At 74.4% G+C, this 14,331-nt stretch carries 17 protein-coding genes; 10 read left to right on the forward strand and 7 right to left on the reverse strand.

The window, feature by feature from the left end:
- Positions 1-16 precede the first annotated feature (16 nt).
- The 4 genes from FHR36_RS06295 to FHR36_RS06310 are packed head-to-tail and all read left to right on the forward strand — an operon-like array spanning position 17 to position 1,807.
- Entirely contained in the window at positions 17-211 is a 195-nt protein-coding gene (locus FHR36_RS06295; protein WP_253794463.1) for a hypothetical protein, read from the forward strand.
- Positions 208-552 carry a hypothetical protein gene (locus FHR36_RS06300; RefSeq protein ID WP_253794464.1) on the forward strand — a complete coding sequence of 115 codons (345 nt, stop codon included), beginning with the start codon at positions 208-210 and terminating at the stop codon, positions 550-552. The genes FHR36_RS06295 and FHR36_RS06300 overlap by 4 nt, the downstream gene beginning before the upstream one ends.
- Positions 549-1,175 (forward strand): DUF6286 domain-containing protein, encoded by a 627-nt coding sequence (locus FHR36_RS39840; RefSeq protein ID WP_308199189.1) that lies wholly within the window; start codon positions 549-551, stop codon positions 1,173-1,175. The genes FHR36_RS06300 and FHR36_RS39840 overlap by 4 nt, the downstream gene beginning before the upstream one ends.
- On the forward strand, positions 1,175-1,807 hold the full coding sequence (locus FHR36_RS06310; RefSeq protein WP_253794465.1) for a hypothetical protein: 633 nt from the start codon (positions 1,175-1,177) through the stop codon (positions 1,805-1,807). The genes FHR36_RS39840 and FHR36_RS06310 overlap by 1 nt, the downstream gene beginning before the upstream one ends.
- Positions 1,808-1,825: 18 nt before the next feature.
- Here FHR36_RS06310 and FHR36_RS06315 read toward each other — a convergent pair whose 3' ends face one another.
- Positions 1,826-2,587, reverse strand: coding sequence for an SDR family oxidoreductase (locus FHR36_RS06315; protein ID WP_253794466.1), 762 nt, complete (start codon positions 2,585-2,587; stop codon positions 1,826-1,828).
- A gap of 133 nt (positions 2,588-2,720) precedes the next feature.
- On the opposite strand from FHR36_RS06315, the gene FHR36_RS06320 reads away from it, so the two are divergent.
- Positions 2,721-3,269, forward strand: coding sequence for a hypothetical protein (locus FHR36_RS06320; RefSeq protein ID WP_253794467.1), 549 nt, complete (start codon positions 2,721-2,723; stop codon positions 3,267-3,269).
- Positions 3,270-3,286: 17 nt separating this feature from the next.
- Here FHR36_RS06320 and FHR36_RS06325 read toward each other — a convergent pair whose 3' ends face one another.
- Positions 3,287-3,922, reverse strand: a complete 636-nt coding sequence (locus FHR36_RS06325; RefSeq protein WP_253794468.1) for a DinB family protein — start codon at positions 3,920-3,922, stop codon at positions 3,287-3,289.
- A 172-nt stretch (positions 3,923-4,094) separates the two neighbouring features.
- Between FHR36_RS06325 and FHR36_RS06330 the strand changes: the two genes are divergently transcribed.
- Entirely contained in the window at positions 4,095-6,470 is a 2,376-nt protein-coding gene (locus FHR36_RS06330) for a SpoIIE family protein phosphatase (RefSeq protein WP_253794469.1), read from the forward strand.
- An 11-nt stretch (positions 6,471-6,481) separates the two neighbouring features.
- On the opposite strand, the gene FHR36_RS06335 is transcribed toward FHR36_RS06330, so the two are convergent.
- Together FHR36_RS06335 and FHR36_RS06340 are read right to left on the reverse strand one after the other, a co-directional pair.
- Positions 6,482-7,282, reverse strand: a complete 801-nt coding sequence (locus FHR36_RS06335) for an SURF1 family cytochrome oxidase biogenesis protein (RefSeq protein WP_253794471.1) — start codon at positions 7,280-7,282, stop codon at positions 6,482-6,484.
- Between the two features lie 31 nt (positions 7,283-7,313).
- Positions 7,314-8,282 carry a DEDDh family exonuclease gene (locus tag FHR36_RS06340; RefSeq protein ID WP_253794473.1) on the reverse strand — a complete coding sequence of 323 codons (969 nt, stop codon included), beginning with the start codon at positions 8,280-8,282 and terminating at the stop codon, positions 7,314-7,316.
- Positions 8,283-8,473: 191 nt separating this feature from the next.
- Here FHR36_RS06340 and FHR36_RS06345 point away from each other — a divergent pair, with 191 nt between their 5' ends.
- The 4 genes from FHR36_RS06345 (at position 8,474) to moaA (ending at position 12,784) form a co-directional block, all read left to right on the forward strand.
- A complete protein-coding gene (locus tag FHR36_RS06345) occupies positions 8,474-9,517 on the forward strand; it encodes a zinc-dependent alcohol dehydrogenase family protein (RefSeq protein ID WP_253794475.1) in 1,044 nt (347 codons plus the stop codon).
- Positions 9,518-9,640: 123 nt separating this feature from the next.
- Positions 9,641-10,063, forward strand: coding sequence for a DUF485 domain-containing protein (locus tag FHR36_RS06350; protein WP_380232237.1), 423 nt, complete (start codon positions 9,641-9,643; stop codon positions 10,061-10,063).
- Entirely contained in the window at positions 10,060-11,679 is a 1,620-nt protein-coding gene (locus tag FHR36_RS06355; protein WP_253794478.1) for a monocarboxylic acid transporter, read from the forward strand. Before FHR36_RS06350 ends, FHR36_RS06355 begins: the two co-directional genes overlap by 4 nt.
- 115 nt (positions 11,680-11,794) lie before the next feature.
- Positions 11,795-12,784 carry a GTP 3',8-cyclase MoaA gene (gene moaA, locus FHR36_RS06360; protein WP_253794479.1) on the forward strand — a complete coding sequence of 330 codons (990 nt, stop codon included), beginning with the start codon at positions 11,795-11,797 and terminating at the stop codon, positions 12,782-12,784.
- 17 nt (positions 12,785-12,801) lie between these two features.
- On the opposite strand, the gene FHR36_RS06365 is transcribed toward moaA, so the two are convergent.
- From FHR36_RS06365 to FHR36_RS06375, 3 genes are all read right to left on the reverse strand, one after another.
- Positions 12,802-13,050 (reverse strand): hypothetical protein, encoded by a 249-nt coding sequence (locus tag FHR36_RS06365; protein ID WP_253794480.1) that lies wholly within the window; start codon positions 13,048-13,050, stop codon positions 12,802-12,804.
- Positions 13,051-13,307: 257 nt separating this feature from the next.
- Positions 13,308-13,658 carry a DUF3099 domain-containing protein gene (locus tag FHR36_RS06370; RefSeq protein ID WP_308199190.1) on the reverse strand — a complete coding sequence of 117 codons (351 nt, stop codon included), beginning with the start codon at positions 13,656-13,658 and terminating at the stop codon, positions 13,308-13,310.
- Between the two features lie 65 nt (positions 13,659-13,723).
- Positions 13,724-14,287, reverse strand: coding sequence for an RNA 2'-phosphotransferase (locus FHR36_RS06375; RefSeq protein WP_253794481.1), 564 nt, complete (start codon positions 14,285-14,287; stop codon positions 13,724-13,726).
- Positions 14,288-14,331: the final 44 nt, after the last annotated feature.

The following is a 14,331-nucleotide window of genomic DNA, read 5'->3' on the forward strand; positions in this document are numbered from 1 at the left end:
CAAGGGAGACGAGCGGATGAATCTGGCCCTGATCGGCATGGTCGCCGGCATGGCCCTCGGCTTCGCCGGGTACTTCGGCGGCTTCGCCGCGTTCCTGCTGGTCGCCCTGCTCGGCGCGGTCGGCTTCGTGGTGGGTCGCCTCCTGGAGGGCGACATCGAGCTCGGTGAGATCGGCGACCTGCTGCGCAGCCGCGACCGGCGGCGCCGATGACCGAGCCGGTCGCCCTGCCCGCGCCCGCCGGCCGCGGGCGGCTGCGGATCGCCGACCCGGTCTACGCCCGGATCGCCGCCCAGGCCGCCCGCGAGGCGCTCGCCGACGCGTGGGCCGAACGGCCGCAGCACGGACCGCTGCCCCGGGTCTCCGTCCTGGTGGTCCGCGGCCGGGTCAGGCTCACCCTCCACCTCGACCTCCCGTACCCCGTCGACACCGCCGCCCTCGCCGTCCGCGCCCGCGACGCGGCCATCGAACGGGTCACCGCGCTCACCGGCACCCCCGTCGGCGACGTCACCGTGATCGTCGACCGCCTGGTGCCCGCCGGAGCCGTCCGGTGAACGGGCCGGAGGCGCTGGAGGCGCTCGGCGCCCCCGACTCCGGCGACCGCGCGGCCGCCGCCGGCCGCGGCGCCCCCGGACCCAAGCTGCGCTCCCGCCGCACCGCCGCCACCTGCGTCGTGGTCACCGCCGTGGTGATCGCCGCCGGGGCGCTGCTGTACGACGTCATCGCGGTGCGCACCGGCCACCCCGCCCGGGAGTGGCGCTCCCGGCTCGCCCACCAGCTGGCCACCCGGCACCTCGACGACATCTGGGTGCTGACCGCCGCCGGAGTCGCCGTCCTGCTCGGCGCCCTGCTCTGCACTCTCGCCTTCGCCCCCGGACTGCGCCGCTGGCTGGCCCTGGAACCGGCCGGGGCGGCGATCCACCGCGGCGGGGTCGCCGCGCTGATCGCCGAGCGCGCCGCCGAACTGCCCGACGTCCACGGCGCCAAGGTCAAGGTCACCCGGCGGGCCACCCGGGTCACCGTCACCGGCGCGCACGACCCGGCCGCGGTGGAACGGGCGCTGCGCGCCGAACTCGCCCGGATCCCGCTGGCCGCACCGCACCGGCTGGACGTGCGCACCCGCACCGTCCGGTCCCACGGCCCGCACCACCGCAAAGCCCTGGAACAGGAGCCGTGATGGGCCGAGGCGCGGTCAACCGGACCATCCTCGCCGTGGTCGGCGTGATCCTGCTGCTCACCGGCCTGTTGGCGCTGGCCGGCGGCCTCGACCTGTACGGACACCTGGGCCTCTCCATGCCGAGTCGGTGGCCCTGGACCTCGCCGGACCAGCCGGTGCTCAGCGCCGAGGCGCGCACCCGCTGGAGCGACCGGGCCTGGTGGTGGCCGGTCGCCATCGCCGTCCCCTCGGTGGTGCTGGCCGGCGGACTGTGGTGGCTGTTCGGGCAGGTGCGCGGCAGCGGCCCGGCCGGGATCGACCTGCCCTCCCCGGCCGGGCCGACCGGCCACTTCGCCCTGCACGTCCGCAGCCGGGCCGTCGAGGAGGCGCTCGAAACCGAGACGATCGCCCTCCCCGAGGTCGCCCGGATCACCGCCCGGGTGGCTGGCGACCCCCACCACCCGCACATCCGGGCGGCCCTGCGGATGGTCTCCGGCGGCCACACCGCCGACCTCCTGCGGAGGTACGAGGCCGGGCCGATGGCCCACGCCCGCACCACCCTCGGCCTCGCCGACCTGCGGTCCGAACTGCGGATCCGGGTCACCGGCCGACGCGCCTCCGCCACCCGGGGGCACCACCCCCGGGTGCACTGAGCATCCTTCGACCGGCCGTCAGAGGCCGCGCAGGGCGCCGCCGTCCACCGGGACCATCACGCCGGTGAGGTACGAGGCGGCCGGGGAGAGCAGGAACGCCGCGACCCGGCCGAACTCCTGCGGCGTCCCGTACCGGCCCAGCGGAATGGCGGCGCTGGCCCGCGCCCGGGCGGCCTCGGCATCACCGCTCAGCCCGTCCAGCTCACGCACCCGGTCGGTGTCGATCCGGGCCGGCAGCAGGCCCACCACCCGGATGCCGCGCGGACCCAGCTCGTCCGCCAGCGACTTGGCCGCCATCGCCAGACCCGGCCGCAGCCCGTTCGAGATGCCCAGGCCCGCGATCGGCTCGCGCACCGAACCCGAGAGCACGAACGCGATCACCCCGCCCTCGCCCAGCTCCGCCGCCGCCGTCCGGGCCACCCGCAGCGCCCCCAGGAACACCGACTCGAAGGCCCCGCGCCACACCTCGTCCTCCGCCACCAGCACCGGCCCGGCCTTCGGGCCGCCGACGCTGATCAGCACGCCGTCCAGCCGGCCGAAGCGCTCCTTCGCCGCCGCGACCAGCCGCTCCGCGCTCGCCGGGTCGGCATTGTCGGCGACCACCCCGTGGGCGTGCTCCGCGCCGCCCAGCTCCGCGACGGCCGCATCCAGCCCCTCCTGCGAACGCCCGCTGATCACCACCCGCGCACCATCCGCGACCAGCTCCCGCGCCGAGGCGAAGCCCAGCCCCCGGGTGGCACCGGTCAGTACGTACACCTTCTGCTGAAGTCCGAGATCCATGGGCCCATCCTGCCTGCTCCCGCCCCGTCGGTGAGCCCCGTCTCACGGGCGGGTCGGAAGTTGACGGGAGAACAAAACTTAGGGAAACCTAACCTCGCTTTCGTCGCGCGGTCACCATCCCCGGAGTACAGCCATGCCCCAGCCCGAGCAGTTCGCCGCCCCCCTCGCCGGGACCGCGGCCCGGTGCGTCGCCGTGTCCTTCGGCCTCGCCGGGATGTGGGCGGCCAGTGCCTGGACCGCCGGCCACCTGCACGCCGACCCGTCGCTGCACACTGCGGCGCTCTTCGTCCACCTCGCCACCCTGGTGGTCGGCTTCGGCGCCGTGCTGGCCATCGACTACCTGGGACTGCTCTGGCTGCTCGGCCGGCGCACCCTCCGGCAGGTGGTGGACTTCACCGCGCCGCTGCACGTCCCGGTCTGGGCCGGCCTGGCCGGCCTCACCTTCAGCGGCATCCTGCTGGAACCGCACCTGGACTCCCCGCTCACCTGGCTGAAGCTGGTCCTGGTGCTCGCCATCGCCCTCAACGGCGTCCACGCGACCGCTCTCCACCAGCGCCTCGAGGAGTACGGCGACACCCGCCCGCCCCACCGCCTGCTCGGCCGCGGCGCCGCCTCCGCCCTGATCTCCCAGGTCGGCTGGTGGGGCTCGGTCGCGATCGGCTTCTGGAACGCCCAGCACTGAGGCCCGTCGGGCGGCGCTCAGGCCTCGGCCGGGGGTGCGCTGTGCCAGCGCCAGGCGGTGGGGCGGGGGTGGCCGGGGAGGTCGGTGCGGCCGGTGGCGTGGAGGAGGGTGGGCCAGGGGGAGTGGCCGGCCGGGGCGTCGGGGAAGAGGCGGGCCAGGACGCGGGCGCAGCGCTCGGCGGGCGGGCTCCACGGGAGGTCCAGGGCCTGGCAGACGTCGTGGACGTGGAGCAGCAGCTCGGCGGTGCCCATCGCGGCGAAGCCCTCGGGGTCGGCGAGGCCCCAGACGTGGAAGGCGCGCGCCTCGGGCGGGGCGGCCCGGAGCACCGCCGCCAGGATGCCGCCCGCCGCGTCCAGGACCCGCAGCAGGCCGTCCGGCCCGGCCGCCGGGTCGGCGCGCAGGGCGTTCGGCGGTCCGTCGGGCCGGTCGCGGTGCCAGGCGAGCGGAACGTAGTCGTGCTGCGGCGGCTCGGCGGGGGCGAGCTGGGCCGCGTAGCCGAAGAGGCCGTCCGCGACGTGTTCGACGGTCTCCCAGCAGCTCCAGCCACCGGGGGCGAGCGGCGTGGTCCAGGCCGCGCCGACGGCCGGGCGCAGGGTGGCGAGGGCCGCGCGGAGGGTGGCAGACAGGTCGTCGGCGGTGACGGGCGAGGGCATCCGGCGACCGTACCAGCGGTGTGCGGGCCGCCGGGCGGGGCGCAAGCCGGGCGCGATTCCGGCGGCCGGCGCACCGGGGCGGCGGTCCGGGCGAGGCAGTCGGCGTCGATGGCGCGCGGCGGGGAACCGGCCGAAGATGGGGGAAGCGGACCACCCACCCGAGGTGCAGAGCATGGAGAGACGGCGGCTGCCGTACATCGACAGCATGGCCGCGGCCCTGGTCGACGGCACCGGCTGCATCGTGGGCTGGACGAACGCCGCCGAGCGGCTGCTGGACCTGTCGGCGGCCGAGGTCACCGGCCGGCCGGTCCGCGAGCTGCTGGCGGACCCGGGCCACCGGCCGCGGCGCACCCGCAACGGCTGGACGGGCGACACCGAGGTGCGCACCGGCCGCGGCGAGCCGATGGCCGTCTGCTACCGGGTCCTCCCGCTCGCCGGGGAGCCCGGCAGCCCGCGCCACCTGGTGCTCTGCGCCCCCACCGACCGGGTCGTCCGGTGGAGCCAGGACCACGCGTTCACCCGCGAGCTGTTCCTCCAGGACCGGATCGGCCTGGCGGTCTTCGACGAGCAACTGCGGCTGGTGCGCACCAATACCCACCTCCTCCCGTACAGCGGCCTGCCGGCCGACCTGGGCGGTCACCGGCTGGCCGACTTCCTCTACCCGAAGGACGCGGAGGCGGTCGACGAGCTGCTGCGCGACGTGCTGCGCACCGGCCGGCCGGTGGTCCGGGCCGAGGTGCTGGTCCGCACCCTCGACGATCCGCGCGGCGGGGCGGTGATGGCGATCGAGGCGTTCCGGCTGCAGACCCCCGACGGCCGGGTGATCGGGGTGACCGCGCTGTTCGGGGACGTCACCGAGGTGCACCGGTCCCGGGAGCGGCTGGAACTGCTGCACCGGGCCACCGCCGCGGTCGGCTCCACCCTCTCGGTCGAGGGGACCGCCCACGACCTGGCCGCCGTCCTGGTGCCCGCGCTGGCCGACCACGCCGAGGTGGACATCGCGGAGGCGGTCTTCACCGGCGACGAGCCGGTCGTCGGAGCGGACGGCCGGCTGACACTGCGCCGCACCGCCTCGGCCCCTCCCGCGGACCCCGCGGCCGGCGGCGGCCCGGCTCCACCGGCCGGCCCGGCCGGCGCCGCCGGACCGCCCGGCCGGGTCGGCGCGCGCGGCCCGGCGGTGCTGGTCGACGCGGACGCCACCGCCGTCGCCGTGGACGACCCGCCCGCGATGACCGCCCCGCTCCGGGCCCGCGGCATCCTGCTCGGCGTGGTCACCCTGCGCCGCGCGTCGGCCCGGGGACCGTACGATCCGGCCGACCTGGACGTGCTGCGCCAGATCGCCGCCCGGACCGCGCTGGCGCTCGACAACGCCCGCCGCTTCACCCGCGAGCACCGCGCCGCCGTCGGCCTGCAGCGCAGCCTGCTGCCGCCCGCCGAGAGCGAGACCGCCGCCGCGGTCACCGCCAGCGTGTACCTGCCGACCGACACCGCCAGCGGCATCGGCGGGGACTGGTTCGACGTCATCCCGCTCTCCTCGGCGCGGGTCGCCCTGGTGGCCGGGGACGTGGTCGGCCACGGCCTGCAGGCCAGCGCCACCATGGGACGGCTGCGCACCGCCGTCCGCACCCTGGCCGACCTCGACCTGGAACCGGACGAGCTGCTGGTGCACCTGGACGACCTGGTCTCGCAGCTGGTGGTGGAGGACGAGGACGAGGACGGCGAGCACCCGGACGACGAGGACGCCCGCGCCCGTCGCGAGGCCGACCCGGTCGGCGCCACCTGCGTCTACGCCGTCTACGACCCGGTCTCCGGGCGCTGCACCGCTGCCAGCGCCGGACACCCGCCGCCCGCCGTGGTCGGCCCGGACGGCCGGGCCGCGTACCTGAGGATCAACCCCGGCCCGCCGCTCGGCGTCGGGGGCCTGCCGTTCGAGGCCACCGAGGTGGAGGTCGCGCCCGGCAGCGTGCTGGTGCTCTACACCGACGGGCTGATCGAGGGCGGCGCCGCGGACCTGGACGAGGGGATGGCCGGACTGCTGACCCGGCTGGAGCGGACCGACTTCGGTGTCGGGCTGCGCCGGGCCGGGCGGGAGATCGTCGCCGGGCTGCCCGCGGAGCGGCTGGACGACGACGTCACCCTGCTGCTGGCGCACCTGCGCGAGGTGCCGGTCGGTGCGACGGCCAGCTGGACCATCCCGGCGGATCCGGCGGCCGTGTCCGGGGTCCGGGAGGCGGCGACCCGGCAGCTGGAGGAGTGGGGGCTGGCGGAGCTGGTGTTCACCACCGAGCTGGTGCTGAGCGAGCTGGTGACCAACGCGATCCGGTACGCGGGCGGGCCGGTGGAGGTGCGGCTGATCCGCGCGGCGGCGCTGACCTGCGAGGTGTCGGATCCGAGTGCGACGCAGCCGCGGATGCGGCGGGCCCGGCTCACCGACGAGGGCGGGCGCGGGCTGTACCTGGTCGCGCAGCTCACCCAGCGGTGGGGGAGCCGCTACACCAGGAACGGCAAGACGATCTGGGCCGAACAGGCGCTGACGGGCGGGCTGTAGCGGCAGGGGGGTCAGACCGCGGTGGGCTGGGCGCGCAGTTCCTCGCGCCCCTCGGGGGCACCTGCCAGCGAGGCCTTCTCACGGCGGGCCATCACCACGAGCCCCACCGGCACCAGGGCCGCGAACAGCCACCACTGGATCGCGTAGGCCATGTGCGGGCCGATGTCCGAGTGGTTGGGCTCGGCGAGCAGTTCGGGGGTCGCGCCGACGGCGGGGGTCGCGGAGGCCAGCTCCAGGTAGCCGCCGAGCAGCCCGGTGGTGCCGGCCTTGCCCTGCTGGGCGGTGTTGATCAGCTTGTACTGGCGCTCCGGCAGGCCGCCGCGGTCGCGGATGCCGCTGCTGGCGGTGGTCTCGTCGGCGCGCAGCCGTCCGGTGACGGTGACCTCGCCGGTGGGCGGGGCGGGCACGGTCGGGTAGCTGGTGGCGTCTGCGGCGGACTCCACCCAGCCTCGGTTGACCAGCACCGAGCCCTTGCCGTCCGCCAGGGTCAGCGGGGTGACCACGAAGTAGCCGATGGTGCTGCCGCCCGGCTCGGTCCGGCCGCGCACCACGAACTCGTGCGCCGTGTCGTACGTGCCGACCGCCGTCACGGTGAGCCAGGTCCGGTCGGTCGGCACCGCCCACCCGGGGGTGGAGAGCGAGTCGAAGGCGACCGGCGCGCTGCCGAGGTTCTTCCCGATCAGCGTGTTGCGCGCGACCCGGGCCTCGTGGCGGTGGTACTGCCAGAAACCCAACCGGACCATGGTCGGGATCAGCAGCAGCGCGACGAGCGCGATGACCGCCCAGCGCGCGGACAGCAGAAATCGGTACACACCCGGCACGCTAGCTGGCCTTACCGATGATCTACGCACCGGGGTGCGCGACGACCTCGCGCAGCAGCTGGAGGAAGGCGTCCTCGCCGACCACCGGGGTGCCGTACTCGCGGGCCTTGCGGGCCTTGCCGCTCCAGCTGCCGGGCTCGTTGGTGACCAGCAGGCTGGTGAGCCGGCTGACCGAGGAGGCGATGTGCAGGCCGGCCTCGACGGCGCGGTCCTCCAGCAGTTCGCGGTCGGTGGCGGTGTCGCCGGTGATGGCCACCCGCATGCCCTGCATCAGCGGGTTGCCGTCGACCCAGCGGCCCGGGTTGGGGTAGGGGCAGGCCGGCCGCTTGCGGCTGGGGCGGTAGGAGGAGCTCCAGGAGCCGCGGGAGGGGGTGGCGGGGCTGTCCTCGCCGAGGTCGGTCACGGCCACGCAGGTGGTCAGCGGCAGCGGGACGCCGCCCTCGCGGGCCAGCCGCAGGCTGGGGCGGAAGATCTCGGCGAGCACCCGGGCGTCGTCCAGCGCGTTGTGGGCCTGGCGCTGCTGGACGCCGAAGTACGCGGCGAGCGAGGCGAGCTTGCCGTTGGGCAGCGGCAGGCCGAGGTCGCGGGCCAGCACCATGGTGCACAGCCGCTGCTCGACCGGGGCGCGCAGGCCGGCCCGGGAGAACTCGCGGGAGATCATGTTCCAGTCGAAGAGGGCGTTGTGGGCGACCATCACCCGGCCGCGCAGCCGCTCCGCCAGCTCGTCGGCCACCTCGGGGAAGGTGGGGGCGCCGGCCAGCACGTCCTCGGTGAGGCCGTGGATCCACACCGGGCCGGGGTCCCGCTCCGGGTTGACCAGGGTGTACCAGTGGTCGGTCACCTCGCCGTGGGCGTCGAGCTGGTAGACGCCGGCCGAGATGACGCGGTCCGACCGGCCGAGGCCGGTGGTCTCGACGTCGACCACCGCGAAGCCCGGGGCGTCGTCGCCGGAGCGCTGCGCGGGGAAGGTCGTGGACTGGAACGCGTACATGGCCAACCACTTTAAGGGTGATCAACGACAGGGATGGCCGGGAACCCGTGACCGGTGGCGTGCGCCACACCCCGGAATAGAGTGGGCGGTGGAGTGGTCGTACACCTGGTCGGCCCTCAACAGGCCGTCCGCACCCCGACCAACAGGCCGTCCGCACCCCGACGGCCGGACCATGCGACAAGGACACCCCCATGCGCGCCACCGTGATCCACGGCCCCAACGACATCCGGATCGAGGACGTCCCCGACGCCCGCATCCAGCAGCCGACCGACGCGGTGGTCCGGGTGGTGAACGCCTGCATCTGCGGCAGCGACCTGTGGGCGTACCGCGGGGTGGCCTCGCGCGAGGCGGGCCAGCGGATCGGGCACGAGTTCCTCGGCGTGGTCGAGGAGGTCGGCCCCCAGGTGCGCGGCTTCAAGGCCGGCGACTTCGTGGTGGCGCCGTTCGTCTGGTCGGACGGCACCTGTGACTTCTGTCGCGAGGGCCTGCAGACCTCCTGCCCGCACGGCGGGTTCTGGGGCCAGGTCGGCTCGGACGGCGGCCAGGGCGAGGCGGTCCGCGTCCCGTTCGCCGACGGCACCCTGGTGCAGCTGCCCAAGGAGGCGGCCGGTGACGAGAAGCTGCTGCCCGGACTGCTGTCGCTGTCCGACGTGATGGCGACCGGCCACCACGCCGCCGTCTCGGCCGGCGTCACCCCGGGCTCCACGGTCGCCGTGGTCGGCGACGGCGCGGTCGGCCTGTGCGGCGTGCTCGCCGCGCACCGGCTCGGCGCCGGCCGGATCATCGCGCTCGGCCGCCACCAGGTCCGCACCGACATCGCCCGGAAGTTCGGCGCCACCGACGTGGTCGCCGAGCGCGGCGAGGACGCCATCGAGAAGGTCAAGGAGCTGACCGGTGGCCAGGGCGCCCACGCGGTGCTGGAGGCGGTCGGCACCGAGGAGTCGATGCGCACCGCGATATCGATCGCCCGCGACGGCGGCGCGGTCGGCTACGTCGGCGTCCCGCACGGCGGCTCGGCCGGCGTCGACATCGGCCAGATGTTCGGCCGCAACGTCCAGCTGCGCGGCGGGGTCGCCCCGGCCCGCGCGTACATCCCCGAGCTGCTGCCGGACGTGCTCTCCGGGAAGATCGACCCGGGCCTGGTCTTCGACCGCACGGTCGACCTGGACGGCGTGCCGGAGGGCTACCGCGCGATGGACAACCGGTCCGCGCTGAAGGTCCGGATCTCCTTCTGACCCACCGTCAACGGGGCGGCACCGCAGCAGCGGTGCCGCCCCGTTGGTACGTACAGATGCTTTTCGGCCAGATCGTGCGCGGACGCTTTCCGTCCGCGTCCAGTGGATCTAGCATGCGCGGCAATGCCCTGTGACGCACCTCACCTCCACTCGTTCCCCCCGGTAGCGCCGAACGTCAGGAGACATCGCGTGGACAGCCCGCCGCAGACCACCCCCGAAACGCTCCAACGCCTGGAGGAGACAACCGAGTTCCAGCACCTGCGCCGCTCGTTCCGCGGCTTCGCCTTCCCGGTCACCGCCGCGTTCCTCCTCTGGTACCTGCTCTACGTCCTGCTCTCCAGCTACGCGCCCGACTTCATGGGCACCACCGTCTTCGGCCACGTCAACGTCGCCCTGGTGATGGGCCTGCTGCAGTTCGCCTCCACCTTCGCGATCGCCGCCTGGTACGCCCGCTACGCGGGTCGGCGGCTCGACCCGCCCGCCGCCGAGCTGCGCGAGCGCCACGCCGGCGAGGCCGTCGTCAACCCCCGGGAGGCGGCCGAATGACCACCACCACCCTGCTCGCCACCTCGGCGAGCGAGCACCGCACGCTGACCATGAGCCTGTTCGGCGTGTTCGTGCTGGCCACCCTCGGCATCACGATCTGGGCCGGCCGGCAGACCAAGGACGCCGCCGACTTCTACGCCGGCGGCCGCGGCTTCACCGGCTTCCAGAACGGCCTGGCCATCTCCGGCGACTACATGTCCGCCGCGTCCTTCCTCGGCATCGCCGGCGCCATCGCCCTGTACGGCTACGACGGCTTCCTCTACTCGATCGGCTTCCTGGTCGCCTGGCTGGTCGCGCTGCTCCTGGTGGCCGAGCCGCTGCGCAACTCCGGCCGCTACACCATGGCCGACGTGCTGGCCTTCCGGATGCGCCAGCGCCCGGTCCGCACCGCCGCCGGCGTCTCCACCATCGTGGTGTCGATCTTCTACCTGCTGGCCCAGATGGTCGGCGCCGGCTCGCTGGTCGCGCTGCTGCTCGGCGTCAGCGGCGACGGGGCCAAGCGCTGGACCATCGTCGCGGTCGGCGCGCTGATGGTCATCTACGTCGCCGTCGGCGGCATGAAGGGCACCACCTGGGTGCAGATCGTCAAGGCGGTGCTGCTGATCGCCGGCACCGCGCTGATGACCGTCCTGGTGCTGGCCAAGTACCACTTCAACCCGTCCGCGCTGCTCGGCGCCGCCGCCGACGCCAGCGGCAAGGGCTCCGCCTTCCTGGAGCCCGGCCTCAAGTACGGCGCCACCGGCACCACCAAACTGGACTTCATCAGCCTCGGCATCGCCCTGGTGCTCGGCACCGCCGGCCTCCCGCACATCCTGGTCCGCTTCTACACCGTGCCCACCGCCCGGGCTGCCCGGAAGTCGGTGCTCTGGGCGATCGGCATCATCGGCGGCTTCTACCTGATGACCCTGGCGCTCGGCTTCGGCGCCGCCGCCCTGGTCGGCCCCAGGACCATCAAGGCCTCCAACGCGGCCGGCAACACCGCGGCCCCGCTGCTCGCCGAGCAGCTCGGCGGCGGCGCCGGCACCACCGGCGGCGCGGTGCTGCTGGCGGTGATCTCGGCGGTGGCCTTCGCCACCATCCTGGCCGTCGTCGCCGGACTCACCCTGGCCTCCTCCGCCTCCTTCGCCCACGACCTCTGGGCCAATGTGATCCGGCGCGGCAGGGCGAGCGAGAAGGAGGAGGTGACCAGCGCCAAGCTGGCCGCGGTGGCGATCGGCGCGATCGCCATCCTGCTGTCGATCTTCGCCGACAAGCTCAACGCCGCCGCCCTGGTGGCCCTGGCCTTCGCGGTCGCCGCCTCGGCCAACCTGCCGACCCTGCTCTACTCGCTGTTCTGGAAGCGCTTCACCACCGCCGGTGCGGTCGCCTCGGTCTACGCCGGCCTGATCACCTCGGTCACCCTGGTGATCTTCTCGCCGGTGGTCTCCGGAAAGCCCACCTCGCTCTTCCCGCACAGCGACTTCCAGTGGTTCCCGCTGGAGAACCCCGGCCTGGTCTCCATCCCGGTCGGCTTCCTGGCCGGCTGGATCGCCACCCTGCTCTCCCGGCGGCCGGCCGACCCGGCGAAGTACGCTGAACTCGAGGTCCGCTCGCTGACCGGGCTGGGCGCCCACTGACCGGACAGGACCCCGGAGCGGTCCGACCGCCCCGATAAGCTGGCCCGGCCCGCGTCCCAGCGGGCCGGGCCGACTCGTTCACCGACCGGCGGCCGGTACAGGACAGGGAGCCCCGATGCTGTTGGACACCTTCGGCCGACAGGCCGTGGACCTCCGCGTCTCGCTCACCGACCGGTGCAACCTGCGCTGCACGTACTGCATGCCCGAGGAGGGCCTGCAGTGGCTCGCCAAGCCCGACCTGCTGACCGACGAGGAGATCGTCCGGCTGGTCGGGATCGCCGTGCGCGACCTGGGCGTGCGCGAGGTCCGGTTCACCGGCGGCGAGCCGCTGCTGCGCCCCGGACTGGTCGGCGTCGTCGCCGCCTGCGCCGAACTCGACCCGCGCCCCGAGCTCTCCCTCACCACCAACGGCATCGGCCTGGCCCGTACCGCCGACGCGCTGCGCGCCGCCGGGCTGGACCGGATCAACGTCTCCCTCGACACCCTCGACCCGGAGACCTTCTTCACCCTCACCCGCCGCCGGCGCCACCACGACGTCCTGGAGGGCCTGGCCGCCGCCGAGGCCGCCGGTCTCGCCCCGGTGAAGCTCAACGCGGTGCTGATGCGCGGGGTCAACGACCACGAGGCCGGCGACCTGCTCGCCTGGTGCGTGGAGCGCGGGTACGAGCTGCGCTTCATCGAGCAGATGCCGCTGGACGCCCAGCACGGCTGGGACCGCACCCGGATGGTCACCGCCGAGGAGATCCTCGCCCTGCTGCAGAAGCGTTTCACCCTCACCCCCGAGGCCACCGCCGCCCGCGGCGCCGCCCCGGCCGAGCGCTGGCTGGTGGACGGCGGCCCGGCCCGGGTCGGCGTGATCGCCTCGGTCACCCGGCCGTTCTGCCGCGCCTGCGACCGCACCCGGCTGACCGCCGACGGCCAGATCCGCGACTGCCTGTTCGCCACCACCGAGACCGACCTGCGGACCGCGCTGCGCTCCGGCGCGAGCGACGCCGAACTCGGTGAGCTGTGGCGCAAGGCGATGTGGGGCAAGAAGGCCGGCGGCGGCATCGACGACCCGCAGTTCCACCAGCCCGAGCGGCCGATGTCCGCGATCGGCGGCTGAACGAGCCGCGGTGTACCTCAGCCGGTGAACTCGGCGAACGGGACGACGTCCTTGAGGAAGCCGCGGACGCCCAGGAACTGGGAGAGGTGCTCGCGGTGCTCCTCGCAGGCGAGCCACGTCTTGCGGCGGTCCGGCGTGTGCAGCTTGGGGTTGTTCCAGACCAGCACCCAGGCGGCCGGTGCCCGGCAGCCCTTGGCCGAGCAGATCGGCGGGCCCGCGGGGGCGTCGTCCGGCGTGCCGAAGAGGGAGAGCGGGGGCGTGTCCATGGGGACGATCATATTCCGGGCGGTTCCCCGGCATGTTCCGGACAGGATCCGGGCATGACGACACCGGGCAGCCACGGGGGGAGCTGCCCGGTGTCGGTCTGTCGCTCCGACGGGGGATGCGGAGCGCTAAGGAAGTATGGCACGCCGGAGGTGCCGTGCGGGCGCCTCTTTCATGATTAATTTGAGGTTGTTCTGAGGTTTCTGCTGGTCAAATCACAGCAGAAACGGGCATACCGGACAGGCGGTTTGAGGGTCGGTCACTCCTCGGGCTGCTGCTTGGCGGCCGCGCCGCCGCCTCCGGTGCCACCCGGACCGAGCATCAGCGGCGTCTCCGGGGAGATCGCGAAGGTGCTCGGCAGACCCGGCGCCTTCTCCCGGCCGGCATTGGCGATCACCACCGCGAAGTACGGCAGCAGCGCGCCGCCGACCAGCGCGAGGACCGCCAGGTAGCGCTGGACGTCCCACAGCACCACCGCCAGCACCACGCACACGGTGCGGACCAGCATGGAGATCACGTAGCGGCGCTGGCGCCCCCGGACGTCCTCGGTCAGGCTGCTGCGAGCCCCCGTGATCCGGTGCACCTCTCCGCCACTGGAGCCCTTGCGCATGTCCTACCGCCCTCGTCCGTATCCGCACCCGCCTCAGGGACGCGGCCACCTCACGGTACGCCGCCTCACGCCCGCCCGGCCACAGGGGTGCGGCGCAGGTACCGCGGCGGGACGGCGTCGGTCAGCCAGACGCCGTTGGCGCTGACCCGGAACTCGTGGCCGTCGGCGGCCATCGCGGCCGCGTCCACGGCCAGCACCACCGGACGGCCGTGCCGCGAGCCCACCCGGACGGCGGTCTCCGTGTCGGCGGACAGGTGCACGTCCCGGCGGGACATCGGGCGCAGGCCCTCGTGGAAGATCGCGTCCAGGTTGCGGTCGGCGGTGCCGTGGTACAGCACGTTCGGCGGGGTGGTCGCCGGCAGGCCGAGGTCCACCTCGACGGTGTGGCCCTGGCTGGCCCGGATCGCGCCGCCGTCCTCGGAGTAGGCGAAGCGCTTCTTGTTGTTGTTCGCCACCACGTGGTCCAGCTGGGCGCGGCTCAGCGGGCGGCCCTGGCGGGCCAGCGCGGCGAGCAGGTCGGCGACGGGGACCCAGCCGGCCGGGTCGAGCGCGAGGCCGACGGAGGCCGGGTCGTGGCGGAGGATGCGGGAAAGGTTCTTGGAGGCTCTGACGGTCTGCTTCTCGTCCATTTCGGATCGATGGTCGCAGCGCGTTCTGCAGGTGGGCAACCACA

It is taken from the genome of Kitasatospora cinereorecta (assembly GCF_024172095.1).
GTDB lineage: Bacteria > Actinomycetota > Actinomycetes > Streptomycetales > Streptomycetaceae > Kitasatospora > Kitasatospora cinereorecta.

What these genes read in the sequence shown, in the direction of transcription:
- FHR36_RS06295 (WP_253794463.1), top strand. Translation starts at nt 17, where the DNA reads ATGAATCTGGCCCTGATCGGCATGGTCGCCGGCATGGCCCTCGGCTTC.
- FHR36_RS06300 (WP_253794464.1), top strand. Translation starts at nt 208, where the DNA reads ATGACCGAGCCGGTCGCCCTGCCCGCGCCCGCCGGCCGCGGGCGGCTG.
- FHR36_RS06310 (WP_253794465.1), top strand. Translation starts at nt 1,175, where the DNA reads ATGGGCCGAGGCGCGGTCAACCGGACCATCCTCGCCGTGGTCGGCGTG.
- FHR36_RS06315 (WP_253794466.1), bottom strand. Translation starts at nt 2,587, where the DNA reads ATGGATCTCGGACTTCAGCAGAAGGTGTACGTACTGACCGGTGCCACC.
- FHR36_RS06320 (WP_253794467.1), top strand. Translation starts at nt 2,721, where the DNA reads ATGCCCCAGCCCGAGCAGTTCGCCGCCCCCCTCGCCGGGACCGCGGCC.
- FHR36_RS06325 (WP_253794468.1), bottom strand. Translation starts at nt 3,922, where the DNA reads ATGCCCTCGCCCGTCACCGCCGACGACCTGTCTGCCACCCTCCGCGCG.
- FHR36_RS06330 (WP_253794469.1), top strand. Translation starts at nt 4,095, where the DNA reads ATGGAGAGACGGCGGCTGCCGTACATCGACAGCATGGCCGCGGCCCTG.
- FHR36_RS06340 (WP_253794473.1), bottom strand. Translation starts at nt 8,282, where the DNA reads ATGTACGCGTTCCAGTCCACGACCTTCCCCGCGCAGCGCTCCGGCGAC.
- FHR36_RS06345 (WP_253794475.1), top strand. Translation starts at nt 8,474, where the DNA reads ATGCGCGCCACCGTGATCCACGGCCCCAACGACATCCGGATCGAGGAC.
- FHR36_RS06350 (WP_380232237.1), top strand. Translation starts at nt 9,641, where the DNA reads ATGCCCTGTGACGCACCTCACCTCCACTCGTTCCCCCCGGTAGCGCCG.
- FHR36_RS06355 (WP_253794478.1), top strand. Translation starts at nt 10,060, where the DNA reads ATGACCACCACCACCCTGCTCGCCACCTCGGCGAGCGAGCACCGCACG.
- moaA (WP_253794479.1), top strand. Translation starts at nt 11,795, where the DNA reads ATGCTGTTGGACACCTTCGGCCGACAGGCCGTGGACCTCCGCGTCTCG.
- FHR36_RS06365 (WP_253794480.1), bottom strand. Translation starts at nt 13,050, where the DNA reads ATGGACACGCCCCCGCTCTCCCTCTTCGGCACGCCGGACGACGCCCCC.
- FHR36_RS06370 (WP_308199190.1), bottom strand. Translation starts at nt 13,658, where the DNA reads ATGCGCAAGGGCTCCAGTGGCGGAGAGGTGCACCGGATCACGGGGGCT.
- FHR36_RS06375 (WP_253794481.1), bottom strand. Translation starts at nt 14,287, where the DNA reads ATGGACGAGAAGCAGACCGTCAGAGCCTCCAAGAACCTTTCCCGCATC.